This window comes from Streptomyces sp. NPDC093260 (assembly GCF_040683715.1).
GTDB classification, from domain to species: Bacteria; Actinomycetota; Actinomycetes; order Streptomycetales; family Streptomycetaceae; genus Streptomyces; species Streptomyces sennicomposti.
Map to the genome: position 1 here is coordinate 60,365 of NZ_JBFBEK010000016.1, position 26,162 is coordinate 86,526.

Here is a 26,162-nt window from a genome sequence, read left to right on the forward strand (position 1 = left end):
CGAGAAGCATCCTTCCGAAAGGTCGTCGAACATGTCGATGAAGGTCTCCGACCACGTCCTCGAGCGCCTGCGCGACTGGGAGGTGGAGTACGTCTTCGCCTACCCCGGCGACGGCATCAACGGGCTGCTCGCCGCCTGGGGCCGGGCCGACGACAACCCCCGGTTCATCCAGGCCCGGCACGAGGAGATGGCCGCCTTCGAGGCCGTCGGCTACGCCAAGTTCTCCGGCAAGGTCGGCGTGTGCGCCGCCACCTCCGGACCCGGCGCCATCCACCTCCTCAACGGCCTGTACGACGCCAAGCTCGACCACGTCCCCGTCGTCGCGATCGTCGGCCAGACCAACCGCAGCGCCATGGGCGGCTCCTACCAGCAGGAAGTCGATCTGCTCAGCCTGTACAAGGACGTGGCCTCCGACTTCTGCGAGATGGTCACCGTCCCCGAGCAACTGCCCAACGTGCTCGACCGGGCCATGCGCACCGCCATGGCCCGCCGCTCGGTGTGCGCCGTCATCATCCCCGCCGACGTGCAGGAACTGGACTACTCGCCGCCCGGGCACGCCTTCAAGATGGTTCCCTCCAGCCTGGGCATGCCGCACTACGCGCCCGTCCCCGGCGACGACGACCTCGCGCGCGCCGCCGAGGTCCTCAACGCGGGCGAGAAGGTCGCCATCCTCGTCGGACAGGGCGCGCGCTCGGCCCGCACCGAGGTCATGAGCGTCGCCGAACGCCTCGACGCCGGCGTCGCCAAGGCGCTGCTCGGCAAGGACGCCCTCGACGACGACCTGCCCTACGTCACCGGCTCCATCGGCCTGCTCGGCACCCGGCCGTCGTACGAGCTGATGATGGAGTGCGACACCCTCCTCGTCATCGGATCGTCCTTCCCCTACACGCAGTTCCTGCCGGAGTTCGGGCAGGCCCGCGCCGTGCAGATCGACATCGACCCGCACATGGTCGGCCTGCGCTACCCGTTCGAGGTCAACCTCGTCGGCGACGCCCGCGAGACCCTGACCCGGCTGCTGCCCCTGCTGAAGGCGCACAAGAACAGGAGCTGGCGCAAGAAGGTCGAGAAGGACGTGGCCCGCTGGTGGGAGGTGATGCAGCGGCGCGCCGCCGTCGACGCCGAGCCCATCAACCCTGAGTACGTCGCCCACGCCCTGAACGACCTGCTGCCCGAGAACGTCATCCTCGCCGCCGACTCCGGTTCCGCCGCCAACTGGTACGCCCGCCACCTCAAGCTGCGCGGCGCGATGCGCGGCTCCCTGTCCGGCACCCTCGCCACCATGGGGCCCGGCGTGCCGTACGTCATCGGTGCGAAGTTCGCGCACGGCGACCGGCCGGCGATCGCACTGGTCGGCGACGGAGCCATGCAGATGAACGGCATGGCCGAGCTGATCACGGTCCACAAGTACTGGCGGGAGTGGCAGGACCCGCGCCTGATCGTGGCCGTCCTCAACAACCAGGACCTCAACCAGGTCACCTGGGAGATGCGCGCCATGTCCGGCGCCCCGCAGTTCGAGGAGTCCCAGTCCATCCCCGACGTCGCCTACGCCGACTTCGCCCGCTCCCTCGGCCTCAACGGCATCCGCGTCGAGAAGCCCGACGAGGTGCAGAGCGCCTGGGAGGCCGCCCTCGGCAGCGACCGGCCCTGTGTGCTCGACTTCGTCACCGACCCGGCCGTGCCGCCCATCCCGCCGCACGCGACCCTCGACCAGATCGAGGCCGCCGCGACCGCGATCCTCAAGGGCGACAGCGACCGCACCGCCATGGTGCGCCAGGGCTTCAAGGCCAAGGTGCAGGAGTTCCTGCCCGGCGGTCGGCACCGCGAGGACCGGCCGGGCGCGCGGGACGGCAAGTGACCCACGGTCCGGCGGTGGCGGGGACGGACCCGGAAGCGGTCCGCCCCCGCCGCCGCCGGGGACCCCGAACCGAACGGCAGGACCACACACCCATGAGCACCGCGTCCTTCCCGCCGCACGCACTGCACGACTACGCGCTGCTGGCCGACGGGGAGCGCGGCGCCCTCATCGGACCGGACGGCGCCGTCGCCTGGCTGTGCGCGCCCACCTGGCACGACGACGCCGTCTTCGCCGCCCTGATCGGCGGCCGGGGCGGCTACGCCGTCACCCCGCGCGGCCGGTACGTCCCCGGCGGCTACTACGAGGAGGGCACCCTGATCTGGCGCAGCCGCTGGACCACCACCGACGGCGTCGTCGAGTGCCGCGAGGCCCTCGCCTTCCCCGGCGAGGCCGGCCGCCTGGTCCTGCTCCGCCGGCTCACCGCCGTCGACGGCACCGCCCACGTCCGCGCCGTGCTCGACCCGTACGCCGACTACGGCCGCGCCGCGCCGGCCGCCCCGCACCGCGACGACGACGGCCTGTGGCACCTCAACGCGGGCCACCACCGGCTGCGCTGGCAGGGCGCGCCCTCGGCGACCGTGGGCGCCGACGGCCTCACCGCCGAGTTCGTCCTGCGGCCCGGCGAACGCCACGACCTGGTCCTGGAGTGCTCCGACGCGCCCCTGCCGCACACCCCGCCCCGCGCCGAGGAGGCCTGGGCCGCCACCGAGCGGGCCTGGCGCGCGAGCGTACCCCCGCTGGAGCGGACCGTCGCCCCGCGCGACGCCCGCCGCGCCTACGCCGTGCTGCGTGGCCTCACGACCCACGGCGGCGGCATGGTCGCCGCGGCCACCACCAGCCTGCCCGAACGCGCCGAGGCCGGTCGCAACTACGACTACCGGTACGTGTGGATCCGCGACCAGAGCTACGCCGGACAGGCCGCCGCCGCTGCCGGCGCTCCCGAACTCCTCGACTCCGCCGTCCACTTCGTCGGCGAACGGCTGCGCTCCGACGGCCCCCGCCTCGCCCCCGCCTACACCGTGCACGGCACTGCCGTGCCCGACCAGCGCGACCTCGGCCTGCCCGGCTACCCGGGCGGCTCCAGCCGGATCGGCAACCATGTCGCCGAGCAGTTCCAACTCGACGCCTTCGGCGAGTCGTTGCTGCTGTTCGCCGCCGCCGAACGGGCCGGCCGGCTCGACGCCGAGGGCTGGAAGGCCGCCGACCTCGCGGTGCGCACCGTGGCCGACCGGTGGCGCGAACCCGACGCCGGGATCTGGGAACTGGAGCCGAGGCAGTGGACGCACAGCAGGCTCACCTGCGTCGCCGGACTGCGCGCCCTGGCCGAGGCGGCGCCTCGGCATCCGCTCGCCGACACGTGTGAGCGCCTGGCCGGCGCCCTCTTCGCCGAGGCGTGCGCCACCGCCGTCCACCCCGACGGCCACTGGCAGCGCGCCGCCGACGATCCCGGAATCGACGCCGCCCTGCTGCTGCCGGCCCTGCGCGGCGCCCTGCCCGCCCGCGACCCGCGCGCCCGCGCCACCCTCGCCGCATGCCGCGCACACCTGACCCAGGACCACTTCGTCTACCGCTTCCGCCACGACGAGAGGCCCCTCGAACAGGCCGAAGGCGCCTTCCTGCTGTGCGGGTTCGTCATGGCGCTGGCCGAACACCAGCAGGGGAACGAGACCGAGGCGTACCGCTGGTTCGAACGCAACCGCGGCGCCTGCGGGGCGTCGGGACTGTACGCGGAGGAGTTCGACATCGCCCAGCGCCAACTGCGCGGCAACCTGCCCCAGGCCTTCGTCCACGCCCTGCTGCTGGAGAGCGCGGCCCGCCTCGCCCCGCCGTCCGCGCCCACCGCCGAGTAAGGAGTCCGTCATGCCCCAGACCGTCGTCATCACCGGCGCCAGCGCCGGCATCGGCCGAGCCACCGCCCGCCTGTACGCCCGGCGCGGCGCCGACGTCGTCCTCGTCGCCCGCGGTCGCACCGGCCTGGACAACGCCGCCAAGGAGGTCGAGTCGCTCGGCGGCCGACCCCTCGTGCACGTGGCCGACGTGGCCGATCCCGCGCAGGTGGAGGCCGCAGCCGAGGCCGCCGAGCGCGAGTTCGGGCCCATCGACGTATGGATCAACTGCGCCTTCAGCACGGTGTTCGCCCCGTTCGAGGAGATCACCCCCGAGGAGTACCGGCGGGCGACCGAGGTGACGTATCTCGGCTTCGTGAACGGCACCAGGGCCGCGCTCACCCGGATGCTGCCCCGCGACCGCGGCACCATCGTGCAGGTGGGCTCCGCCCTCGGGGAGCGGTCGGTGCCCCTGCAGTCCGTGTACTGCGGCGCCAAACACGCCATCAACGGCTTCACCTCCTCCCTGCGCACCGAACTGCTGCACCGCGGCAGCAACGTGCACGTCACCGTCGCGCAGATGCCCGCCGTCAACACCCCGCAGTTCTCCTGGGTCACCACCCGGCTGCCCAAGCACCCGCAGCCCGTCCCGCCGATCTACCAGCCCGAGGTCGCCGCCCGGGGCGTCGTGCACGCCGCCGACCACCCGCGCCGCAAGCAGTACTACATCGGTGCCACCACCCTCGCCACGGTCTGGGCCAACCGCCTCGCCCCGGCCCTGCTCGACCGCTACCTGGCCCGCACCGGCTTCGACTCCCAGCAGACCGACCTGCGGCCCCCGACCGGCGAGAGCAACCTCTTCGAACCCGTGGACGAGGGACCGCGGGGCAGCGACCACGGCGCCCACGGCATCTTCGACGCCTCCTCGCACAGCCGCTCCTTCCAGGCGGCCCTCGCCCGCCACCCCGCCGCCCTCGCCGCCGGCCTCGCCCTCGGCGGCGCCGCCGCCACCGCCGCCGCACTCACCCGGCGCGGCCGTACCGGCGCGGCCTGAGACACCCGGCCGGAGTACGGCACCGGACCGCCGCGGCGGGAGCGGAAGGCGGACACCGTGGCAGAGCACCACACCCACCGGGGCCGGGCCCCCTCCCGCGCCCGGCCCGCGCAGCACGCCCTCGACCACGAGGCGGAGGAACTGAGCATCGCCGTGATGACCGCCTCCCGGTTGTTCGTCGCGATCTCCGCCCGCGCCCTGGCCCGCACCGACGACTCGCTCACCCTGCCCCAACTGCGCGCCCTGGTCGTCCTGGACACCTGCGGACCCGTCAAACTCGTCGTCCTCGCCACCACCCTCGGCGTCAACCCGTCCACCGCCCTGCGCATGGTCGGCCGCCTCGAAGCGCTCGACCTGGTGGACCGCAGGACCAACCCCGCCAACCGGCGCGAGGTCGTCCTCAGCCTCACCCCCGCCGGCCACGACCTGGTCGGCCGGGTCCTCACCCACCGACGCGCCGAGATCCGCACTCTCGTGCAGCGGCTGCCCCCCGTGGAGCGCGCGGCCCTCGTCCCCGCCCTGCACGCCCTGACGGCCGCCGCGGGCGAGATCGCGGTCGACGCCCACGACGACGCCCGCGCGGACCGGGGCATCGTGGACGACCCCCTCGACCCGGCCGCACCCCCCGAGGTGTGACACCCCGCCCCGGACGGGCCACCCCAACGCGCCGACCCGGCGGGCGGCCGGTGGAATGGACCCGTGACCGGGCCCCCGGACGACTGCCTCGCACGCAACGAGTGGATCTGCGGCGCATACCTGAGCACGCGCCGCCACATCCTCCTGGACGCGGTGTTCCAGCACCTCCAGCTCACCGGCCTGTCCGTGCTGATCGGCCTCGCCGTCGCCGTCCCGCTCGCCGTGCTGGCCCGTCGCTGGAAGGGCGCCGCCGGACCCGTCCTCGCCGTCACGACCGTCCTCTACACCATCCCCTCGCTCGCGATGTTCTCCCTGCTCCTGCCCCTGTACGGACTCTCCGCCACCCTCGTGGTCGCCGGGCTCGTGCTGTACTCGCTCACCCTGCTGGTCCGCAACATCCTCGCCGGACTGCGCGCCGTGCCCGAGGAGACCCGGCAGGCCGCTCTCGGCATGGGCTACGGGCCGGCCCGGCTGCTCCTCACCGTCGAGCTGCCGCTCGCCCTGCCCGCCGCGATGGCCGGACTGCGCATCGCCACCGTCTCCGCGGTCTCCCTGGTGACCATCGGCGCGATCGTCGGGTTCGGCGGCCTCGGCAACCTCATCTACGCCGGCATGAACACCTACTTCAAGGCGCAGGTGCTCACCGCCTCCGTGCTGTGCGTGGTGATCGCCGTCGCCGCCGACCTGCTCCTGCTCGGACTCCAGCGCCTGCTCACGCCCTGGACCCGGACGGCCCGCACATGAACACCCGCACGGACGGCACACAGCCCGGCACCCGTTCCGACGGCGCGCACACGAACCTCCGTGCCGGAGGCCGGGTATGAGCACCGTGACCGACGCATGGGCCTGGCTCACCGACCCCGCGCACTGGGCGGGCGACGACGGCGTCGCGCACCGCCTCCTCCAACACGTCGCCCTCACCGTCGTCTGCCTCGCCGTCAGCTGCCTGATCGCCCTGCCCGTCGCCCTCGTCCTCGGCCACCTCGGCAAGGGCGGCGCCCTCGCCGTCAACATCTCCAACGTCGGCCGGGCCGTCCCCACCTTCGCCGTCCTCGTGCTGCTGCTCCTCACCCCCGTCGGCCGGTGGGGCGACGGGCCCACCGTCGTCGCCCTGGTGCTGTTCGCCGTGCCGCCGCTGCTCACCAACGCCTACGTCGGGATGCGCGAGGTGGACGGGGACATCGTCCAGGCGGCGCGCGGCATGGGGATGACCGGCCGGCAACTGCTGTTCCGCGTCGAACTGCCCCTGGCCCTGCCGATGGTGCTCACCGGGGTGCGGATCGCCGCCGTCCAGCTCGTGGCCACGGCCACCATCGCCGCGCTGGCCGGCGGGGGCGGCCTCGGCCGGATCATCACGGCGGGCTTCAACCTGGCGAGCACCCCGCAGGTGGTGGCCGGCGCCGTCCTCGTCGCCGCGTTCGCCCTGGCCGTCGAGGCGGTCTTCGTCGCCGTCGAACGGCTGGCCCCGGCGCGGGCGAGGGGCGACGGCCGGTGAGGACACGCCCGGCCGGGGCACGGCCGACGGGATCCCGGCCGGACCGACGGCTGCCGCTGGGAGCCCTCGCCTCCGAAGCGCTCGCCGCGAGGACCGTCGCCGTGAGAGCACTCACCGTGAAAGCCCTCGGCCTGGGAGTCCTCGCCCTCCTGGCGCCGCTCCTCCTCGCCGCCTGTTCCACCGGCCCCTCCCTGGAGCGGCGCGGGCAGGTCACCGCGCCGCCCGGCGACAGCCGGCACCTGACCATCGGATCGGCCGGCTTCACCGAGAGCGACCTGCTCGCCCAGATGTACGCCCTCCTGCTGGACCAGGCGGGATACGACACCGAGCTGATCACCGTCGCCAACCGCGAACTGTACGAACCCGCCCTGGAGTCCGGCCGTATCGACGTCGTCCCGGAGTACGCGGCAACCCTCGCCGACTGGCTGAACGCCAAGGCGCACGGCCCCGACGCGCCCCCGGCCGGGTCGCCCGACCTCGCCGCCACCATGAGCGCCCTGCGCCGCCTGGCCGCGCCCCGCGGCCTGACCGTCCTCGACCCCGGCCGGGCCGTCGACCAGAACGCCTTCGCGGTCAGCGCCGCCTACGCCCGCGAACACCGCCTGAAGACCCTCAGCGACCTCGGCGCGTCCGGCCTGAAGGTGCGGCTCGCGGCCGGGGACGAGTGCGTGAGCCGCCCGTACTGCGCACCCGGTCTGAAGAAGACGTACGGCATCCGGATCACCGGCATCGACCCCAAGGGCGTCGGCACCACCCCGGCGAAGCAGGCCGTGCAGAGCGGCCGCGACCAGATGGTGCTGACCACCACCACGGACGCCACCCTCGACGCCTTCGGCCTGGTCATCCTCGCCGACGACAAGCACCTCCAGAACGCCGACTACGTCGTCCCGGTCGTCAACCGCGCCCGCGCGGGCGGTCCCGGGGTGACCCGCGTCCTGGACCGGCTCAACAAGGAGCTGACCACGGCGGACCTGGCATCGATGAACCGGCAGGTCGACAGCTGGCGCCGCCTGCCCGCCGACGTGGCCCGCGCCTACCTGAAGGACAAGGGCCTGCTGAAGTGACGACGGCCGCCCCGGTCGGCGTCCCCTCGGGCGTCGCCCGCCGGGCCCTCACGCGTCGGCCACCGAGTCGAAGCCGACCTCCCCGCGCGGCACTCCGAGGGCGTCCGCGTCCACCGAACGGCGCAGCGCCTCGTGCAGCTTCGCCGGGGTCAGCACCCCGCAGAACCGGGCGCCGTCCAGCACGGCCACCCAGCCCGCGTCGTGCTGGAGCATCACCCCGAACGCCTGCTTGAGCGGCGCGCCCACCGGCACCCAGGCGTTCATCCGGTGGGCCAGATCACCGACCGAGCCGCCCGCGGCCAGCGCGTCCAGCGCCACCCAGCCGTGCAGATCCCCGGCCGCGTCCAGGACGACCGCCCAGCGCGCCCCCTCCGCGCGCAGCCGCCCGGCGGCCCGCTCGGCCGGCTCGTCCAGGCGGGCGACCGGCGGCTGCTCCAGGTCGCCCCGCTCGATCGCCGTCACCGACAGCCGTTTCAGCCCCCGGTCGGCGCCCACGAATCCGGCGACATAGGGGGTGGCCGGGCTGCCCAGCACCGCACCCGGCGTGTCCAGCTGCTCGATGCGCCCCTGCCCGTACACGGCGATCCGGTCCCCGAGCCGCACCGCCTCCTCGATGTCATGGGTGACCAGCAGCACTGTCTTGCGCACCGCGGCCTGCATGCGCAGGAACTCGTCCTGCAACTGCTCGCGCACCACCGGGTCCACCGCCCCGAACGGCTCGTCCATCAGCAGCACCTCGGGGTCGGCGGCCAGCGCCCGCGCCACCCCGACCCGCTGCCGCTGTCCGCCCGACAACTGCCGCGGGTAGCGCGGCCCGTACATCTTCGGGTCCAGCCCCACCAGGTCCAGCAGTTCGGCGGCCCGTGCCCGCGCCTTCGCCTTCTTCCAGCCGAGCAGCGCCGGCACCGTCGCCGTGTTGTCGAGGACCGTGCGGTGCGGAAAGAGGCCGACCTGCTGGATGACGTACCCGATACGGCGGCGCAGCCGTACCGGGTCGAGGCCCGCGATGTCCTCGCCGCCGACCAGGACACGGCCCGAGGTCGGCTCGACCAGACGGTTGACCATCATCATCGTGGTGGTCTTGCCGCAGCCGGACGGCCCCACCAGGGTGACCAGTTCGCCCTCCGCGACCTCGAAGCTGAGGCCGTCCACGGCCGTGGTCCCGTCCGGGTAGCGCTTGGTGACCTGCTCGAACCGGATCATTCCCTCACGCTAGCCGCGTCGGTCACGCTCCGCTCACCAGCACCACCTCCAGGGTGCGCGGTCCGTGCACCCCCTCGACCCGGTCCAGTTCGATGTCGCTGGTCGCGGACGGGCCGGAGATCCAGGTCAGCGGCCGTGCCGGGACCAGGCGCTCCAGGGCCTCGGGCACCGAGGACACCACCTGGTCCGGGACCCGGACGACGCAGATGTGGTGATCGGGCACCAGCGTGATCCGGCGGCGGCCCTGGCCGGGGGAGCCGTCCAGGACGATCGTGCCGGTCTCGGCGATCGCGACCGCGCAGCCGGTGACCACGCTGTCCACCCGGTCCAGCTCGTGCGGCGTGGCGTCGGCCCGGTCCGCGACCTGCTCCACCGCCGTCGCCGACAGCCACGCCTCGTCCAGACCCGGCGGCACCAGGACGCCCGTGGAGTCGCGTTCGCCGAGCAGATGGGCGATCAGCGCGGGCAGCCCCGCCACGTCGCAGCGGTGCACGACCGCCCGGTAGTCCACCAGGTTCTCGGCCAGCAGATCCACCGTCTCCGCCGCGCTCCGTTCGCCGTGCCGCCGGTCGTAGTCCCGGGGAACCGCCCGCTCGTACGGCGTGTCGTCCTCGGGCGCGCCGGCCAGCGCGCGCCGCACCCGGCCCAGGATCCGGTCCCTGCTGCTCATGCGTCCTCCTCGCCGCCGTGCGTGCGCTGCCACCAGTCCCGGAACGGCTCGGCGGGCAGTTCGGGCAGATCCCGCGTCGCCGTCCACGCCCGGCCCGGCCCGGGCAGGCTCCGTGGCTGGAGCCGGCGAGTGCGCGAGGCCAGCCGCTGGCCGCCGCGCAGCGCCGCCGGGTGGCTCAACGCCCAGCGGGCCGCCCGCATCGCCGCCCGCTCCGCGCGGTGTCCCTTCGCGGGTTTGAGCACCACCTTGTTGCCCTCACGCGTCACCTCACCGCCCTGCACGACGCGTTCGCGCAGGTGGACGAGGACTTCCGGGATGTCGATGGCGACGGGGCAGACGTCGTAGCAGGCTCCGCACAGGGAGGAGGCGTAAGGGAGTGAGGCGTCGATCTCACTGTGCGTTCCCCGGAGTTGGGGGCTGAGGATGGCGCCGATGGGGCCTGGGTAGACGGAGCCGTAGGCGTGGCCGCCGGCACGTTCGTAGACGGGGCAGACGTTGAGGCAGGCGGAGCAGCGGATGCAGCGCAGGGCCTGGCGTCCGACCTCGTCGGCGAGGGTGTCGGTGCGGCCGTTGTCGAGGAGGACGAGGTGGAAGTCGCGTGGTCCGTCGCCGTCGGTCGTGCCGGTCCACATCGAGGTGTAGGGGTTCATGCGTTCGGCGGTGGAGGAGCGGGGGAGGGTCTGGAGGAAGACTTCCAGGTCGCGCCAGGTGGGGACGGTCTTCTCGATGCCGACGACGGAGATGAGGGTGTCGGGAAGGGTGAGGCACATGCGTCCGTTGCCCTCGGACTCGACGACGACGAGGGTGCCGGTCTCGGCGACCATGAAGTTGGCGCCGGAGATGCCGACCTTGGCGCGCAGGAACTTCTCCCGGAGGTGGAGGCGGGCGGCTTCGGCGAGTTCGGCGGGTGTGTCGGTGAGGTCGTCGGGGGCGGGACGGCCCCATGCGGCCATCTGGGAGCGGAAGATGTCGCGGATCTCGCCGCGGTTGCGGTGGATGGCGGGGACGAGGATGTGGGAGGGGCGGTCCTTGCCCAACTGCACGATGAGTTCGGCGAGGTCGGTCTCGTAGGCGCGGATGCCCTCGGCCTCCAGGGCTTCGTTGAGACCGATCTCCTGGGTGGCCATGGACTTGACCTTGACGACTTCGCGTTCGCCGGTGGCCTTGACGAGGTCGGTGACGATGCGGTTGGCCTCGGCGGCGTCGACGGCCCAGTGCACGGTGCCGCCGGCCGCGGTCACCGCCTCCTCCAACTGCACGAGGTAGCGGTCCAAGTGCCGCAGGGTGTGGTCCTTGATCCGCTTGCCGGCTTCCCGCAGACGCTGCCAGTCCTCCAGCTCCGCGACCGCGTGGGCGCGCTTGGCGCGGATCGTGGTGGTGGCGTGCCACAGGTTGCCGCGCAGCCGCTCGTCGCGTACGGCGTCGTGCGCGGCCTCGGGGAAGGGCGGGAACGCCGGATGCGCGGGCGGCGGAAGTCCGGGCATCCCCAGGTGGGTCGTGCTCATGCCGCCGGGTCCTCCTCCGTGCTCGCCAGGATCTGAGCGATGTGCACCGGCCGCGTACGGCTGCGCAGCCGGCTCATGGTGCCGCCGAGGTGCATCAGACAGGAGTTGTCGGCCGCGCACAGCACCTCGGCGCCGGTCGACTCGGCGTTGCGCACCTTGTCCGCGCCCATCGCCGCCGACACGTCCGGGTTCTTCACCGCGAAGGTGCCGCCGAAGCCGCAGCACTCCTCGGCGCCGGGCAGCTCGACCAGGTCCAGGCCCCGCACCGCCTCCAGCAGCCGCCGGGGCCGGTTCCCGAGACCGAGGCTGCGCAGACCGTGGCAGGTCGGGTGGTAGGTCACCGTGTGCGGGTAGTACGCCCCCACGTCCGTCACCTTCAGCACGTCGACCAGGAACTCCGTCAGCTCGTACGTCCTCGGGACCACCGGCGCGAGCACCCGTTCCAGGGTGTCCCCGCGTCCCTCGGCCCGCGCCCGCTCGCCCAGGCGCGGATACAGCTCCCGCACCATCGCCGCGCACGACCCGGAGGGCGTCACGATCGCCTCGTAGCCCGCGAACACCTCGCTGAAGCGGCGGGCCAGCGGTTCGGCCTCGTGCCGGTAGCCGGTGTTGTAGTGGGCCTGTCCGCAGCACGTCTGGTCCATGGGGAAGTCCACCTCGACGCCCAGCCGGGTCAGCAGTCTCACCACGGCGCGCCCGGTGTCCGGATAGAGCGTGTCGTTGACACAGGTCAGGAACAGGGCGACACGCATCGCGGCTCCTCGCTGTCGATCTTCGGACGAGTGCAGCGTAGTCAGGCGGGGCGGGCCGCGGCAGATGCCGGCGCCCGGCGTGGCGACGCACCGCGTGCCGCCGGGCCCGCCCGCACGCCGGCCACCGGCCGTCCGCGCCCGGGCCGGGGGCCGCCGCACCGGCGCGCTCACCGGGGCCGGGCCCCGGGCGCTGCGCCAACCGCCCTGCGAGCGGCTCGACGTGGCCGCCGGCCGGGACGCCGGCGCCCGGCCTCACCGACCGCCCCGTGCGTCTCCACCCGCCGCCCACCCGCCCACCACCCCGCCTGTGCCAACCAGGCAGCGCAGGAGCGGGGACCGACTGCCCGCACCCCGCGCCCGGAGGGCCGTGGCACATGTGCTGAACTGGGACGCGGCCGCGAAACCCTCCGTCCGGGAGCCTCCTTGTCCCTCAGCTACCGCCAGCCAGGCGTCGTCCTCACCGACCGCTTCTTCACCGTGCCGCTCGACCACGACGACCCGACCGGGGAGACGATCGACCTGTACGCCCGCGAGGCCGTCGCGAGCGACCGGGCCGGCCAGGACCTGCCGTGGCTGCTCTACCTCCAGGGCGGCCCCGGCTTCGGCGCCAACCGCTTCGTCGGCAAGCAGGCCTGGCTCGGCCGGGCGCTGGAGGACCACCGGGTGCTCCTCCTCGACCAGCGCGGCACCGGCCGCTCCACCCCCGCGAACCGGCAGACGCTCCCGCTGCGCGGCGGCCCCGCCGAACAGGCCGACTACCTCGCCCACTTCCGCGCCGACTCGATCGTCCGCGACTGCGAGGCGATCCGCCCGCAGGTGACCGGCGGCACCCCCTGGACCGTCCTCGGCCAGAGTTTCGGCGGCTTCTGCACCACCGCCTACCTCTCCACCCACCCCGAGGGACTGGCCACCGCACTGATCACCGGCGGTCTGCCCGGCCTCGACGCGCACGCCGACGACGTCTACCGGGCCGCCTACCCGCGCATCGAGCGCAAGGTCGCCGCCCACTACGCCCGCTACCCCATGGACGTCGAACGCGCCCACCGCATCGCCGAACACCTCCTCAGCCACGAGGTGACGCTCCCGAACGGCTACCGGCTGACCGTGGAGGCCTTCCAGTCCCTCGGCATCATGCTCGGCGTCGGCGACGGCAGCCACCGCCTCCACCTCCTCCTGGAGGACGCCTTCGTCCGCACCCCGGCGGGCCGGGCGCTGTCCGACGCCTTCCAGGAACAGGTCCAGAGCCTGCTCTCGTACGCCGGGCACCCGCTGTACGCCCTGGTGCACGAGGCGATCTACGGTCAGGACGAGCGCCCCACCGCGTGGTCGGCCGAACGGGTGCGCGCCGAGTTCCCGCAGTTCGACGCGGCCACGGCCGTAGCGGACGGGACGCCGCTGCTGTTCACCGGCGAGTCCGTGCACCCCTGGACGTTCGACTGCGACCCCGCGCTGCGCCCGCTGCGCGAGACCGCCGGACTCCTCGCCGCCCGCACCGACTGGCGGCCCCTGTACGACCCCGCCCGGCTCGCCGCCAACGAGGTCCCGGTCGCCGCCGCCGTCTACCACGACGACATGTACGTCGACACCGCCCACTCGCTGGCCACCGCCCGCACGATCCGCGGCCTGCGCACCTGGGTCACCGACGAGTTCGAGCACGACGGAGTGCGGGCCGGCGGCCCCCGCGTCCTGGACCGCCTCCTCGCCCTCGCCCGGGACGAGGCCTGACCGCCCGGGACGAGGCCTGACCGTGAGGCGCCCGCCGGAATCACCCGCTCGTCGGCCGGCCCCTGAGCCTAGGATGATCCGACAGGCGGGGGCACGGTGCGGGGGACGGGGAGCGGATGACCGGTACAGGCGGGGATCAGGACGTCATGGCACGGCGCTTCGAGGAGCACCGCGGCCGGCTGCGGGCGCTGGCCTACCGCATGCTCGGCTCGCTGGCCGAGGCGGAGGACGCCGTCCAGGAGGCCTGGCTCAGGCTCACCCGCGCGGACGCCGCCGCCGTCGAGAACCTGGGCGGCTGGCTGACCACCGTGACCGGCCGGGTCTGCCTCGACCTGCTGCGCAGTCGCCGGGCGCGTCGCGAGCAGCCGATGGACCAGACCTTCGTCCCGGACCCCCTGGTCCGGCCGCTCGACCGGATCGACCCGGAGGAGGAGGCGCTGCGGGGCGACTCGCTGGGCATCGCCCTGCTGGTCGTCCTGGAGACGCTGGGACCCGACGAGCGGCTGGCGTTCGTGCTGCACGATCTGTTCGCCGTGCCGTTCGACGAGATCGCGCCGATCCTGGAGCGCACCTCCGCCTCGACCCGGCAGCTCGCCAGCCGTGCCCGGCGCCGGGTGCGGGACGCCACCCCGCCCGCCGAGACCGACCTCGGCCGGCAGCGGCAGGTGATGGAGGCCTTCCTCGCCGCCTCGCGCGGCGGCGACTTCGAGGCCCTGCTCGCCGTCCTCCATCCCGACGTGGTGCTCCGCGTGGACGCCGGCGCCCTCGCCCGGGGGGCCGCCGCCTCCAAGGTGGTGCACGGCGCGCGGACGGTGGCCGCACAGGCGCTCACCTTCTCCCGGTTCGCCGGGACGGCGCGCCTGGTCCTGGTCAACGGCGCGATCGGCCTGGCCAACGCGCCGCAGGACGGTCCTGCCTCGGTCATGGGCGTGACCGTCGCCGACGGCCGGATCACCCACCTCTACATCCTGTCCGACCCGGACCGCCTGGGGCGCGTGGACCTGGCCGTGGACGAGGCGCGGTGACCGGGCCGTCCGGGGCTTCCCCGCAGGTCGGTAAGGTGGCCGCCATGCCGGAACAGACGACCGACCGGGGCGCCGGGAACGAACTGCGCGGCGACTGCGCCGCCTGCTTCGGGCTGTGCTGCGTCGCCCTGCCCTTCGCCGCCTCCGCGGACTTCGCCCGCGACAAGCCCGCCGGGAAGCCGTGCCCGAACCTCCGGGAGGACCACCGCTGCGGCATCCACACCCGGCTCCGCGCGGAGGGCTACCCGGGCTGCACGGTGTACGACTGCTTCGGTGCCGGTCAGAAGGTCTCCCGGATCACCTTCGGCGGCCAGGACTGGCGCACCGCGCCCGCCGGTCAGGCCCGTGAGATGTTCGAGGTCTTCCCCGTCGTACGGCAGCTGCACGAACTGCTCTGGTACCTGACCGAGGCGCTGGCCCTTCCCGCCGCCCGGCCGATCCACGCCGACCTGCGCGGCGCACTGGAGGAGACCGAGCGGCTCACCCTGCTGCCGCCCGGGGAACTGACCGCGCTGGACGTGGGCGCGCACCGGCAGGCGGTCAACGTGCTGCTGCTGCGCACCAGCGAGCTGGCCCGGGCGGGGGTGCGCGGCAAGAAGAAGGACCGCCGGGGCGCGGATCTGGTCGGCGCCCGCCTGAAGGGTGCCGACCTGCGCGGGGCGAGTCTGCGCGGCGCCTGGCTGATCGCCGCCGATCTCACCGGCGCGGACCTGCGCGGCGCCGATCTCATCGGTGCCGACCTCAGGGACGCGAACCTCGCCGACGCCGATCTGACCGGCGCGTTCTTCCTGACCCAGCCGCAGCTGAACGCGGCCCGGGGCAGCGCCGGCACCCGGCTGCCCCGGTCAGTCGCCCGCCCGGTGCACTGGACAGCGCGCGGCTGAGTCGTCCCCGTCGCCGCCCGTCGGCGCGGGTTCCCGTACGACGGGCGCGGCGCGCCGCTCCAGGCGCAGCCGCAGGCCCTCGGGCATCAGGGTCAGCCGCTCGGTGATCCTCAACCGGTAGCCCGGGTCGGGGCGCAGGTCGTAGCGGCGCAGCAGCAGGCCGAGGACCAGCGTCGCCTCGTGCAGCGCGAACTGGCGGCCGATGCAGGCCCGGGCGCCGGTGCCGAACGGCTTGAAGACGTGCGGCGGACGGGCCCGGACCGCCTGCGCGTCGAAGCGGTCGGGGTCGAAGCGCTCCGCGTCCGCGCCCCACACCTCCGGGTCGCGGTGCAGCATCGGGGTGAGCACCAGGGCCCACGCGCCCCGCAGCATCGGGTGCTCGCCGGCCAGCACGGTGTCCTGGCGGGCCTCGCGGGCGAAGGCGGGCGCGGTCGGCCACAACCGCAGCGACTCGTCCAGCACACGGCGCACGTACCGCAGTTTGGCCACCTGCTCGTAGCCGGGCCTGTCCGTGTCGCCCCAGACCCGGTCCACCTCGGCGCGGGCGCGCTCCGCGATCCGTGGGTGCTGGGCGAGGTAGTGCAGGGCGAAGGAGAGCGCGCCGGAGGTGGTCTCGTGCCCGGCGACCAGAAAGGTGATGACCTGCCGACGCACGTTCTGCGGGGACAGCCGCTCGCCGGTCTCCGGGTGGGCGGTCTCCAGCATCCGGTCGAGCAGGTCGCCCCGGCCGCCTCCGTCGCCCGCCCGCCGGGCGCGCACCAGCTCGTCCACGGTGCGGTTGAGGTGGTCGATGTCGGCGGCGTTGCGGCGGCTCGCGGCGCGCAGCAGATACGGCGCCAGCGGGGCCGGAACGGTGTTCAGCCGCTGCGCGTAGGTGAGCGTGCCGACCATCGCCGTGACGAACGGGTGCGGGCGGGTGCGTTCGAACGAGCCGAAGTCGTGGCCGAAGCCGGTCCGCGCGATCGTCTCCAGGGTCAGTTTGGTCATGTCGCCGGGCACGTCCACGGTGCGCCCGGCGGCGAGTTCGCGGTCCCAGTGGCCGGTGAGCCGGGCGGCGACGTCCAGCATCATCACGTGGTAGGCCGCCATCGCCTCGCGGCTGAAGCCGGGGGCCAGGACGTCGTGCGCCAGCTGCCAGTTGGGCTCGTGGTTGTACGCGGTGAACAGTCCGTCCCCGGCGACCGGCCGGAGGTTGGCGACGCCGAGGCCGACGTGCTTGGCGAAGCGTGACTCGTCCGCGAGATCGGCGGCGTACCGCGCGCCCCAGACGAACACGAACTCCTTGCCGAACACCCGGCGGCGGTAGACCGGGCCGAGCGCGCGGGCGTAGCGCATCGAGTCCTGGAGCGGGCTGCGCCGGTCGGCGCCGAGCACGTCGCCGAGGAGGGGGAGGCGGCGCGGCGGGTGCGGGATGCGGTGCAGTTCGGGCCAGCCCTGCTCTGCGCTGCGGAATCCCTTCGGCAGCCCGGCTCCGGTTCCCGTTCCGGTCGTCGTCTGTGCCATGCCGCGCTCTCCCCGGTCTTCGTCGGGCCGGCGAACGGCTCCGCGTGCGCGGTGACTCCGTCGTCAGGCCACGTGTTGTACGTGGGTTCAATAGCGTGCTTCAGTCTGGTCCGGTTGTTGAACCGGCGTCAAGTAAAGTGCGGACATGGCCGCGAACCAGGGGGAGCAGCGCACACGCCGTCGGCTCAGCACCGCGGAGCGCAGGGAGCAGTTGCTCTCGGTCGGGGCGCGGCTCTTCTCGGAGAGCCCGTACGACGACGTGTGGATCGAGCAGGTCGCCGAGATCGCCGGCGTCTCCCGGGGCCTCCTGTACCACTACTTTCCGACGAAACGGGACTTCTTCGCGGCCGTCGTCGAACGCGAGAGCGAGCGGATGCTGCGGATGACCGCGGCGGTGCCCGGCGTTCCGGTGCGCGACCAGTTGGCGGCCGGCCTCGACGCGTATCTGGAGTACGTCCAGGCGCACGCGCACGGCTACCGCGCCTTCCACCGTGCCGACGCGGCCGGCGACCAGGCCGTGCGCCGCGTGTACCAGCGGGCGCTGGCCGCACAGGAACGGCAGATCATGGCCGCGCTCGCCGAGGACCCCGAGTTCGGCCCGCTCGCCGATCGCCGCCCCGACCTGAAGCTGGCCGTTCGCGGCTGGCTGGCGTTCACCACCGCGGTCTGCCTGGAGTGGCTGCGGGACGCCGGGTTGAGCCGCGCGCAGGTGCGGGACCTGTGCACCCGGGCGCTGCTGGGCGTGCTGACGGACTGAGCCGCGCCCCGCGGCACGGCATGTCCGTCCACGACCGGTGGACCGCGCCCCGCGCGGGCGGCGGCCCGCGGTGCGGAGGCAGTCGCGCACCCGGGCACCCGGGCGTGCGTGCGGGTGCCGCCGTCCTGCTTCCGGCTGCCCACCCCCGTGGTTGGCGTCCGCGCGGGACTCCTATACCTTAGGTAAGGCTTACCTAATGAGGAGGTTCCGGATGGGTGACAGCCACACATGGGCCGCGGTGCCCGGCGCCGCTGAGCGGGCCAGGTCGGTGCTCGCGGTCGCATGGTCCTGCGCGGTGACCACCGAGGGCACCCCGGAGGAGTTCACCGGCGCGCACTCCGTGACGGGTGACGGCCGGGTGCTCCTGCGCGCCCCCGAGGACAGCGCCCTGGCCGCCACCGCGCTGCTCGCCCCCCGCGGCGAACTCCCCGCCCTGCTGGAGTTCGCCGACGTGGCCCCGGTCCCCGTGCGCGACCGCGTCCGCGCCCGGCTCAGGCTGGCCGGCCGGTTCACCCGGGCCGGCGACAGTCTCCTGTTCCAGCCCCTGCGCGTGGTGCTGCGCCGGCCGCCCGGAGCGGTCGTGATCGCCCCCGGCGACTTCGCCGCCGCCGAACCCGACCCCCTGGCCACCGCCGAGGCCCGGCTGCTCACCCATCTCGCCGACTCCCACCCCGACGCGGTCGAACGGCTCACCCGCCTGGTCGGCCCCGACAGCCTGCACGGCGCGGTGCGCGTACGGCCGCTCGCCGTGGACCGGCACGCGCTGACCCTGCGCGTCGAACGCGCCCGCACCGACGGCGACGTGCGGCTGCCCTTCCACGCCCCGGCCGACGACATCTCCCAGCTCGCCGAGCGCATGCACGTCCTGCTCGCCCAGGCGGGCAGCGCCTCCTGTGCCCGGGCCCTACAGCGGCAGCGCACAGACGGCGACCGGTGAGGGGTAGGGCTCGCCGGCCAGCCGCAGCGCGCCGTCGGCGCGGTCCACGCGGAACACGCTGACCGTGCCCGACTTCTGGTTCGCCGCGAACAGCAGCGCGCCGTCCGGCGAGAAGGCGATCTGGCGCGGGAAGTCGCCGGCCACGGGCACCGCGTCCAGGAACCTGAGCCGCGCCCCGGCGGCCTCCACGGCGTAGCGCGCGAGGGTGTTGTGGCCCCGGTTGGCCAGATAGGCGAACCGGCCGTCGGCCGTGACCAGGAACTGCGCCGGATAGTTCGTGCCCTCGCCCGGCCCGGTGCTCTGCGGTTGGCCGATGGTCAGCCGGCCGCTCGCCGGGTCGTAGGCGCACACCGTGACCGTGTCGTCGACCTCGTTCGCGAGGTAGGCGTACCGGCCGCCGGGGTGGAAGGCGAGATGGCGCGGTCCCGCGCCGGGCCGCGCCCGCGCCCGGGACGCCTCGGTCAGCCGGCCCGTACCGGTGTCCAGGCGGTAGGTGTAGACCGTGTCGGTGCCGAGATCGACGGCCAGGACATGGCCGCCGTCCGGTGCGGTGACGATCTGGTGGGCGTGCGGGCCCTGCTGCCCGGGGCCGGGCGGTGGGCTGGAGTGCGTCACCAGATCGGTGCGCTCGCCGAGCGCGCCGGACGCCTGGACCGGATGCACGGCGACGCTGCCGGATGTGTAGTTCGCGGTCAGCAGCCAGCGCCCGCCGGGATGCACGGACAGATGGCACGGCCCCGCCCCGCCGGTGCTCCGGGACCCCAGCACGGTGCGGTCGGCGAGCCGTACGGCGGTCACCGCGCCGTCCTGGCGCTCGTCCACCGCGTACAGCGTGCGCCCGTCGGGATGCACGGCGAGGTACGAGGGGTCGGCCACGCCGGTCACCGCGCCGCCACCGGTCACGGCTCCGGAGGCCGGGTCGTACGCCGCCAGCCCGATCCCCGCACCGCCGCCCGCCACCGAGGTGTAGGTGCCCAGGTACAGGGGCCGCGGTCCGGACCCGCGGTGCGCCGGCTCCCGGCCGGCCGCGCTCGGCTGCGGGGCCGGCGGTGCGCCGGGCGCCTCCCGCGGGGCCGCCGGCGCCGGGACGCCCGCGATCGCGGCGATCCCCGTCACCGCCCCCACGAACCGGCGCCTGCTCCAGCCGCGCGACACTCCTGCCCCACCGTCCATGCCCGCACCTCAGGTCGTCGACTGTCCTGGTCCGCCCCACACCTTGGCCCGCACCGCTCTGGGACGGCAAGACCGGCAACCGCCGTCGCGTACAGCGCAACGCGCGGGGGGCTGCCCCACCGCACCGCGACACACCACCGGGGCCGTGGTCCACCGCGTCGTGACGCCCCACCGGGGCCGTCCGTCACCGCTCCGCACGCAGGGCTACCGCTCGTCGTCCCGGCCCCGCCGCCGCTTGACCGGTGCGCCGAGCCGGTCCGCGATCCGGGTCAGCCGCGACCTGCGCTCACGACGCGCCCGCGTGTGCCGGTCCAGCTCCTCCAGCAGTCGCTGGGTGCGGTGCTCGGTGTCCATCTCGTCGATGATGCGGTTCACCTCGGTCAGCACCGCGCCCTGGAGCTGCCACTGACTCGCGTCGCGCTGGATCTCCTCCAGCATCAGCTGCGCCAGCTTGTCGCGGGTGGCCGCCGCCTGCCGCAGCTCGGCGGCGAGCCGGGTCTCGGCCGACTCCGCGCTCATGCTCACATCGGTGGTCACCAGCACCGCGTAGCTGACCACCGCGTCGGAGATCTCGCACAGCAACTGCTGCACCACGGGCCCCGTCTGCGGCGAGAACAGCGGCTCGGGCTCGCGCTCCTTGGCCAGATCGGTGAGGCTGCGCGCCAGCACCCGCAGCACCACCGTGCAGATCTCCAGCGTGTCCAGGCCGGTGCGCAGCACCACCCGGTGCAGCAGGCCCTCCCGCACCCTCGGGTTCAGCCGCAGGCTGTCCTCGGCCTGCCGCAGCGCCGCGTCCACGTCGGCGATGTCGTGGTCCAGCCGGCGTGCCTCGTGAAGTCGCTCGGCGGCCTGCTCGACCGGGGTGCCGCCGGTCACCTGGTCGCCCATGTGCAGCATCAACTGGCGCATCCGGCGCGCCAGGCCCTCGATCGACTCGCCCGCCTGCTCGGTCCACACCGGGGGAGCGAGCAGCAGGTTGCAGGCCATGCCGACCACCGCGCCGATCAGCGTCTCCACGATCCGCGCCCAGGCGGTGCTGCCGACCGTGGTGACGCCCAGCACGAGCATCGCGCTGATCGCCACCTCGGCCACGAACTCGTCCACCCGCACCAGGTGCCCGACCGCCAGCCCCGCCAGGATCACCAGGGCGAGGCTCCACCAGGTCAGCCCCACCAGCAGCGAGAAGGCGATGGCCACGATGACGCCGGCCACCACCGCGTTGACCCGGCGGATACTGGTGGTGAGGGTCGCGAACAGGGTGACCTGCACGACCAGCAGGGCGGTCAGGGGGGCGGTCAGCGGAGCCGGCTCGGGGCTCAGCCACTTCGCGAACACATACGCGACCGTCGCCGCCACCGTCGACCGGAAGGCCTGGACGACCACCGGATCGCGGTGCCGCCGCACCAGCCCCGCAAGGGACGACATCCATTCACGTACGACTTGCATCCCTTGCGCTGTTCCCCGTTCCCTGCGGCATCGAACGTGGTCGGCGCCGAGTGCGACCGTCCGGGGCCGCCGCCCTCAGGCGTACAGCTTGTCCAGGAACGCCGCCAGGTTGGCCCGCAGCCGGTCGATCTGCTCGGCCGTGGTCAGGCTCTCCTCGAAGCGCAGCCCGGACTCCGGGACCTTCCGGCCCCGCACGTACAGCGAGCAGGCCAGATCGGTGCACATGTAGAGGCCGACCGAGTTGCCCTCGCGGCCCGCGGTCCCGGCCTTGCGGGCGGTCATCAGGGAGACCCCGCCGCCCGGGTGCGTGGTCAGGCACAGCGAGCACATGCTGCGGTGCAGGAACCCGCGCTGCGCGGACGGGAAGCGCAGGGCCACGCCCATGAGCCGGCCCTCACGCTCGGTGACCAGGTGGCTGCGGTCGGGCGCGCCCGGATCGCGCCAGCCGAGGAAGTCCAGGTCGCCCCAGGGACGTTCGCCGAGGTCGCGGGGGACGGCCAGGCGCTTGGCCTCGCCCTTCGAGCAGTTGACGAACGAGGTGCGGATGTCCTGCTCGGTGAGCGGTCTCATCGGGGGCTCCTGAAGAACACGGCGAACTGCCTAATGCTTTTAGTTACACGGCTAGGGTAGGCAGGTCCTGGAGGCGGCGGCCAGTGAATTTCGGGCCGTACCGGTCACCTCGGGCGCGCGGCGGTTCCGTATCCTGGGCCGGAACGGGGCCCAGGAGTGGGACACGTCTTAATTTATTGCGTGGACTAAGGGGTCGAATAAGTCGCGTCGGGGTGGCTCGCGGCGGTATGTTGCAGGTCGGGCAGGGTTCGGACAAGGGAGCCACATGGCGGGGCGGAACGGGCGCACGGTGCGCGATCTCAGGCGGGCCAACCGCACGGCCGTACTCCAGCGGCTGTACTTCGACGGACCCCTCAGCCGCTTCGAACTCGGCCCGGCGACCGGGCTCAGCTCCGGATCGATCAGCAACGTCGTCGCGGACCTGGTCGCCGACGGGCTGGTCGAGGAGGCCGGCAGCGTCGACTCCGACGGCGGCCGGCCGCGCACCCTGCTGCGGGTGGCCCCCACCAGCGGCCACATGATCGGCGTGGACGTCGGCGAGACCCGGGTCCGAATCGAGCTGTTCGACCTGGCCCTGACCGAGCTCGCCCGCGCCGAGCGGCCGCTGACGCCGCAGCGCTACGACGTGGACGTGATCACCGGACACATCCGGGACGGCATCGCCGAGGTCCTGGCCTGCGCCCATCTGGCGCCCGAGCGGCTGCTCGGCGTAGGCATCGGCGTCCCCGGCATCGTCGAGCACACCCCGGACCGGGGCGCCGTCGTGCACGGGCAGACCATCGGCTGGAACGCCGTGCCGCTGGAGGCGCTGCTGCGCACCGACTCCCGGCTGCCCGAGAGCGTCCCCTACTTCATCGACAACGGCGCCAAGACGCTCGGCCAGGCCGAGATGTGGTTCGGCGGCGGGCGCGGCGCGGGCAACGCGGTCGTCGTCCTGTTCGGCTCGGGCGTCGGCGCCTGCCTGGTCACCCCGGAGGTGGAGCACGGCCGGGCCGTCGAGTGGGGACACCTGACGGTGCGGGTGCGGGGCCGGCGCTGCCGGTGCGGCGCGCTGGGCTGCCTGGAGGCGTACGCCGGGGCGGAGTCGCTGCTGGCCCGCTGGCGCGAGGAGGGCGGCCGCCCTCCTCGCGACACCGACGAGGAGACGGCGCTGACCGCCATGCTGGCCGCCGCCTACCCGCCCGAGGGCACGGACCCCGACCCGGTCGCGCTGGCCGTCCTGGAGGAGACCGCCGAGTACCTCGGCGCCGGCCTGTCCGACCTGATCAACCTCTTCCAGCCCGAGCGCATCCTCATCGGCGGCTGGGCCGGTCTGCAGCTCGGCTCCCGCTTCCTGCCCGCCGTACGCCGCCACGCCACCGCGTACGCACTGCGCCACCCCGCGGAGAACGTGACCGTGGAGCTCGGCAGGCTCGGCCCGGACGCGGTCACCGTGGGCGCGGCGATCCTGCCGCTGGCCGACTTCTTCACCCGTGGCGGACGGCGCGCCGAGCCCGTCCTGCAGGACCGGTTGCCGGCCTGGCAGACCGCGCTGGAGGAACGCCGGGCGTGAGCGCCGGGCGCGGCGCGCCCGGTCCGGCGTCGGATCGGGGCGCGCGGGTCGCGTCCGCGCGCCTGCGGCGACGTTCCCGAGGGTGCGGGACCACCCGCCTGGCGGGAGGTGTCGTGCGGGTGGTCCCGCCCGGCGGGCCGGCCGGCGCCCGGGCCCGGTTCGGTCGCGGTCCGGGTGCCGATCCGGCCCCGGTCACACGGATGGTCGAACGTCGGTTGCGAGCCGCGCGTGTCCCACATCCCATCAGCCGGGGGATGTGCCGGGGGCGAACGCCGTACGGCGATCAACGGCGCGTGGACGCAAGCAAGCCGGCTCACGTCAGAGACCCTGCGGGCCCCGCCGCACGATGCTCGAAGGCGAGGCCCGGAATGACCGACGTGACCGACGGAGCGTCAGGACGCGAGCCCGGAGGGAGAACTGCCGGTGGCGGCGTGAGGCGCGGCTTACCGGGAGCGACGCCGTGACCGGCCCGGTACGGGACCCCGAGGCGAACTGGCGCGGGCGGCCACCGCCGCGCCCACCCCGGAGCGGCGACGGCGGATCGCCCGGTGCCACCGGGACAACGCCGAGGCGCCGGAGACGATCGTGCGCCGGCACGGCTGGCCGGACGCCTCCCTCGTGGGCCCGGCGGCGGCCACGGCTGCGCTGACGGTCCTGCTGCACGCCCCCGAGCCGGACTTCCGGTCGCGCTGCCGCGATCTGATCGCGCAGGCCGCGGCCGACGGCCGCTGCCCCGCCGTCCACTTCGACTGCGTCGCCGACCACTGCGCCGTCGACCCGGGCGAGCCCCAGTTCCACGGGACGCGGACGGACCCCGCTTCGCTGCGCCCCCACCCGGTCCGCCATCCCCGGACCCTCGACGGAGCGCCGCCACGACGTCGGACGCGGCCCGCTGGAGGAGCAGTCGCGGGCGCTGCGGCTGCCCGGCTGACGAAGCCCACCGGCGGGCGGGCGCCGACCTTCCTGGGCGGCGGGTTTCGCAGGTCATCGCGGTGGTACCCGCGCGTCGCCCCACGACGCGCAGGGGTCCCACGACGCGAAGGGAGTTCCCCGTGACCGACGACCACCGCCGTGAAGCACCCGGCGAGAACGGTGCGCCCGTCCCGCGTGACATGCCCGACCAGCAGGCCCAGGGCGGCGAGGACCCCTGGGAGGCCGCCGACCGGACCGCGATGGCCAGGGCCTCACGGGCCGCGCGCACCGAGCCCGGCGCCGACGAGGACGTCCCCGACACCGACGAGGCCGGCACGGGCCGCGACAGCGGCGCGCCCTCCTCGGGCGATATCCGGTCCGAGGAGCAGCCCGTACCGGAGGAGCCGTCCGGCTGACAGACGGGAAAGAGCCGGTCCGGCTGGCGTACGCCCTGCGATGCCCGCCGCGGTGCCCCCGGAGGAGGGGGCGACCCCGTCGGGCGGGGCCGCCACCCGGGGCCGGGCCGGGTTCAGCCGACCTTGCGGCCCCGCATGGGCGCGGTGTCCGCGCCCTCACCGCGCCGCAGCCCCTCCAGGAACTCCTGGATGACCTCGATCGCGGTACGCCGAGGCCGCCAGCCCAGCTCCGTGTGGGCCCGGGCGCAGTCCAGCAGGGGGAGGCGGAGCACCGCGTCGAACAGGTGCGGAGAGGCCGGCAGCAGGTGCAGCCCCCAGGCGGCGGCGATCGCCGAACGCGCCGCGACGCGCGGCAGCCGTACCGGCCGGGTCCCCAGAAGCTCGCTCAGCACCTTCGCGTCCAGCGGCGGGTCGGCCGCCAGGTTGAACGCCCCGCGCACCTCGCGGTGCAGCGCGAGCTGGTAGGCGGGGGCGCCGTCGTCCGTGTGCAGGGCCTGGACCCGCAGCCCGGGGACGTCCGGCAGGAACGGCAGCAGCTCCGGCCGGGCCAGCGGCCCGGGCAGGAACCGGCCGCCGAAGATGCGCCGCTGCTCGCTCGCCGACTCCGCCTTGAACAGGAAGGCCGGACGCATCCGCACCACCCTGATGTCCGGGTGGTCGCGTTCGAAGGTGTCCAGGGTCCGCTCCAGATACGCCTTCTCCCGGGTGTACGCGGCGTCGGGCCACCCGTGCGTCGGCCACGACTCGTCGACCGGCCGGTCCTTGGGGCCGGGGGAGTAGGCGCCGACCGAGGAGGCGTGCACCAGCACCGGCACCCGGGCGGCGGCCGCCGCCTCGTAGACCCGGATGGAGCCGAGGACGTTGGTGCGCCAGGTCGTCGCCGGATCGTGCGTCGGCTGGAACGCCCAGGCGAGGTGGATCACCGCGTCCGCGCCCTCGAACTCGGCGGCAAGAGGCGCCTGCTCGGAGGACACGTCCACGGCCGCCCACTCCGTCCTGGGCGGCGACCAGTCCGGGATCCGGCGGGCCAGCCCCCGGACGGAGGCGACCTCCGGGTCCTCGGAGAGCAGACGGACGACGCTGGTACCGACGTTGCCGGTGGCGCCCGTGACGACGACCCTGCTGCCCGAAGCGCTGCTCACCTGGGGCTCCTCTCGGCCGGGGACTGAGACGCGGACCCGAGTACCCGGTCCCCGCGCCCC

General features: G+C 74.2%; 23 protein-coding genes. 14 read left to right on the forward strand and 9 right to left on the reverse strand.

Features of this window, described 5'->3' with window-relative positions:
• Positions 1 to 31: 31 nt before the first annotated feature.
• The 7 genes from AB0N63_RS21255 (at position 32) to AB0N63_RS21285 (ending at position 7,930) form a co-directional block, all read left to right on the forward strand.
• Positions 32 to 1,855 (forward strand): thiamine pyrophosphate-requiring protein, encoded by a 1,824-nt coding sequence (locus AB0N63_RS21255; protein ID WP_365530556.1) that lies wholly within the window; start codon positions 32 to 34, stop codon positions 1,853 to 1,855.
• A 92-nt stretch (positions 1,856 to 1,947) separates the two neighbouring features.
• Positions 1,948 to 3,705: a glycoside hydrolase family 15 protein gene (locus AB0N63_RS21260; RefSeq protein ID WP_365530557.1), complete on the forward strand. Its 1,758-nt coding sequence runs from the start codon at positions 1,948 to 1,950 to the stop codon at positions 3,703 to 3,705.
• Between the two features lie 10 nt (positions 3,706 to 3,715).
• Complete coding sequence (locus tag AB0N63_RS21265; protein ID WP_365530558.1) at positions 3,716 to 4,735, forward strand: SDR family oxidoreductase; 1,020 nt, start codon at positions 3,716 to 3,718, stop codon at positions 4,733 to 4,735.
• A gap of 57 nt (positions 4,736 to 4,792) precedes the next feature.
• Positions 4,793 to 5,371 (forward strand): MarR family winged helix-turn-helix transcriptional regulator, encoded by a 579-nt coding sequence (locus AB0N63_RS21270; protein WP_365530559.1) that lies wholly within the window; start codon positions 4,793 to 4,795, stop codon positions 5,369 to 5,371.
• A gap of 63 nt (positions 5,372 to 5,434) precedes the next feature.
• A complete protein-coding gene (locus tag AB0N63_RS21275; RefSeq protein WP_365530560.1) occupies positions 5,435 to 6,115 on the forward strand; it encodes an ABC transporter permease in 681 nt (226 codons plus the stop codon).
• A gap of 76 nt (positions 6,116 to 6,191) precedes the next feature.
• Entirely contained in the window at positions 6,192 to 6,866 is a 675-nt protein-coding gene (locus AB0N63_RS21280) for an ABC transporter permease subunit (RefSeq protein WP_365530561.1), read from the forward strand.
• Positions 6,867 to 6,982: 116 nt separating this feature from the next.
• Entirely contained in the window at positions 6,983 to 7,930 is a 948-nt protein-coding gene (locus AB0N63_RS21285; protein ID WP_365530656.1) for an ABC transporter substrate-binding protein, read from the forward strand.
• Between the two features lie 48 nt (positions 7,931 to 7,978).
• On the opposite strand, the gene AB0N63_RS21290 is transcribed toward AB0N63_RS21285, so the two are convergent.
• From AB0N63_RS21290 to AB0N63_RS21305, 4 genes are read right to left on the reverse strand one after another with little or no spacing between them, the layout of a single operon-like run.
• Entirely contained in the window at positions 7,979 to 9,133 is a 1,155-nt protein-coding gene (locus AB0N63_RS21290; RefSeq protein WP_365530562.1) for an ATP-binding cassette domain-containing protein, read from the reverse strand.
• A 22-nt stretch (positions 9,134 to 9,155) separates the two neighbouring features.
• Positions 9,156 to 9,803 (reverse strand): LUD domain-containing protein, encoded by a 648-nt coding sequence (locus tag AB0N63_RS21295; protein ID WP_365530563.1) that lies wholly within the window; start codon positions 9,801 to 9,803, stop codon positions 9,156 to 9,158.
• Complete coding sequence (locus AB0N63_RS21300) at positions 9,800 to 11,287, reverse strand: LutB/LldF family L-lactate oxidation iron-sulfur protein (protein ID WP_365530657.1); 1,488 nt, start codon at positions 11,285 to 11,287, stop codon at positions 9,800 to 9,802. Before AB0N63_RS21300 ends, AB0N63_RS21295 begins: the two co-directional genes overlap by 4 nt.
• Before the next feature lie 17 nt (positions 11,288 to 11,304).
• Positions 11,305 to 12,060, reverse strand: a complete 756-nt coding sequence (locus AB0N63_RS21305) for a (Fe-S)-binding protein (protein WP_365530564.1) — start codon at positions 12,058 to 12,060, stop codon at positions 11,305 to 11,307.
• Between the two features lie 423 nt (positions 12,061 to 12,483).
• On the opposite strand from AB0N63_RS21305, the gene AB0N63_RS21310 reads away from it, so the two are divergent.
• The 3 genes from AB0N63_RS21310 to AB0N63_RS21320 all read left to right on the forward strand — a co-directional run bounded on the left by AB0N63_RS21310 (position 12,484) and on the right by AB0N63_RS21320 (position 15,694).
• Positions 12,484 to 13,785 carry an alpha/beta fold hydrolase gene (locus AB0N63_RS21310; protein WP_365530565.1) on the forward strand — a complete coding sequence of 434 codons (1,302 nt, stop codon included), beginning with the start codon at positions 12,484 to 12,486 and terminating at the stop codon, positions 13,783 to 13,785.
• 116 nt (positions 13,786 to 13,901) lie between these two features.
• Positions 13,902 to 14,810 (forward strand): RNA polymerase sigma factor SigJ, encoded by a 909-nt coding sequence (gene sigJ, locus AB0N63_RS21315; RefSeq protein ID WP_365530566.1) that lies wholly within the window; start codon positions 13,902 to 13,904, stop codon positions 14,808 to 14,810.
• Positions 14,811 to 14,854: 44 nt separating this feature from the next.
• Positions 14,855 to 15,694, forward strand: a complete 840-nt coding sequence (locus AB0N63_RS21320; protein ID WP_365530567.1) for a pentapeptide repeat-containing protein — start codon at positions 14,855 to 14,857, stop codon at positions 15,692 to 15,694.
• Here the strand turns inward: AB0N63_RS21320 and AB0N63_RS21325 are convergent.
• On the reverse strand, positions 15,656 to 17,197 hold the full coding sequence (locus AB0N63_RS21325; RefSeq protein WP_365530568.1) for a cytochrome P450: 1,542 nt from the start codon (positions 17,195 to 17,197) through the stop codon (positions 15,656 to 15,658). The two genes, AB0N63_RS21320 and AB0N63_RS21325, sit on opposite strands and share 39 nt — an antisense overlap.
• Before the next feature lie 145 nt (positions 17,198 to 17,342).
• Between AB0N63_RS21325 and AB0N63_RS21330 the strand changes: the two genes are divergently transcribed.
• A complete protein-coding gene (locus AB0N63_RS21330; protein ID WP_365530569.1) occupies positions 17,343 to 17,954 on the forward strand; it encodes a TetR/AcrR family transcriptional regulator in 612 nt (203 codons plus the stop codon).
• A 211-nt stretch (positions 17,955 to 18,165) separates the two neighbouring features.
• Positions 18,166 to 18,891 (forward strand): DUF2470 domain-containing protein, encoded by a 726-nt coding sequence (locus AB0N63_RS21335; protein ID WP_365530570.1) that lies wholly within the window; start codon positions 18,166 to 18,168, stop codon positions 18,889 to 18,891.
• Here AB0N63_RS21335 and AB0N63_RS21340 read toward each other — a convergent pair.
• The 3 genes from AB0N63_RS21340 to AB0N63_RS21350 all read right to left on the reverse strand — a co-directional run bounded on the left by AB0N63_RS21340 (position 18,859) and on the right by AB0N63_RS21350 (position 22,080).
• Complete coding sequence (locus tag AB0N63_RS21340; protein WP_365530571.1) at positions 18,859 to 20,064, reverse strand: lactonase family protein; 1,206 nt, start codon at positions 20,062 to 20,064, stop codon at positions 18,859 to 18,861. The genes AB0N63_RS21335 and AB0N63_RS21340 overlap by 33 nt on opposite strands.
• 204 nt (positions 20,065 to 20,268) lie before the next feature.
• Entirely contained in the window at positions 20,269 to 21,510 is a 1,242-nt protein-coding gene (locus tag AB0N63_RS21345; protein ID WP_365530572.1) for an aromatic acid exporter family protein, read from the reverse strand.
• Positions 21,511 to 21,585: 75 nt separating this feature from the next.
• Positions 21,586 to 22,080: an FBP domain-containing protein gene (locus tag AB0N63_RS21350; RefSeq protein WP_365530573.1), complete on the reverse strand. Its 495-nt coding sequence runs from the start codon at positions 22,078 to 22,080 to the stop codon at positions 21,586 to 21,588.
• 265 nt (positions 22,081 to 22,345) lie between these two features.
• Here AB0N63_RS21350 and AB0N63_RS21355 point away from each other — a divergent pair, with 265 nt between their 5' ends.
• Positions 22,346 to 23,632: an ROK family transcriptional regulator gene (locus AB0N63_RS21355; RefSeq protein ID WP_365530574.1), complete on the forward strand. Its 1,287-nt coding sequence runs from the start codon at positions 22,346 to 22,348 to the stop codon at positions 23,630 to 23,632.
• A 1,052-nt stretch (positions 23,633 to 24,684) separates the two neighbouring features.
• Positions 24,685 to 24,960 (forward strand): hypothetical protein, encoded by a 276-nt coding sequence (locus tag AB0N63_RS21360; protein WP_365530575.1) that lies wholly within the window; start codon positions 24,685 to 24,687, stop codon positions 24,958 to 24,960.
• A 113-nt stretch (positions 24,961 to 25,073) separates the two neighbouring features.
• On the opposite strand, the gene AB0N63_RS21365 is transcribed toward AB0N63_RS21360, so the two are convergent.
• The gene (locus AB0N63_RS21365; RefSeq protein WP_365530576.1) at positions 25,074 to 26,102 is read right to left on the reverse strand and encodes an SDR family oxidoreductase; all 1,029 of its coding nucleotides are present in this window, start codon (positions 26,100 to 26,102) and stop codon (positions 25,074 to 25,076) included.
• Positions 26,103 to 26,162: the final 60 nt, after the last annotated feature.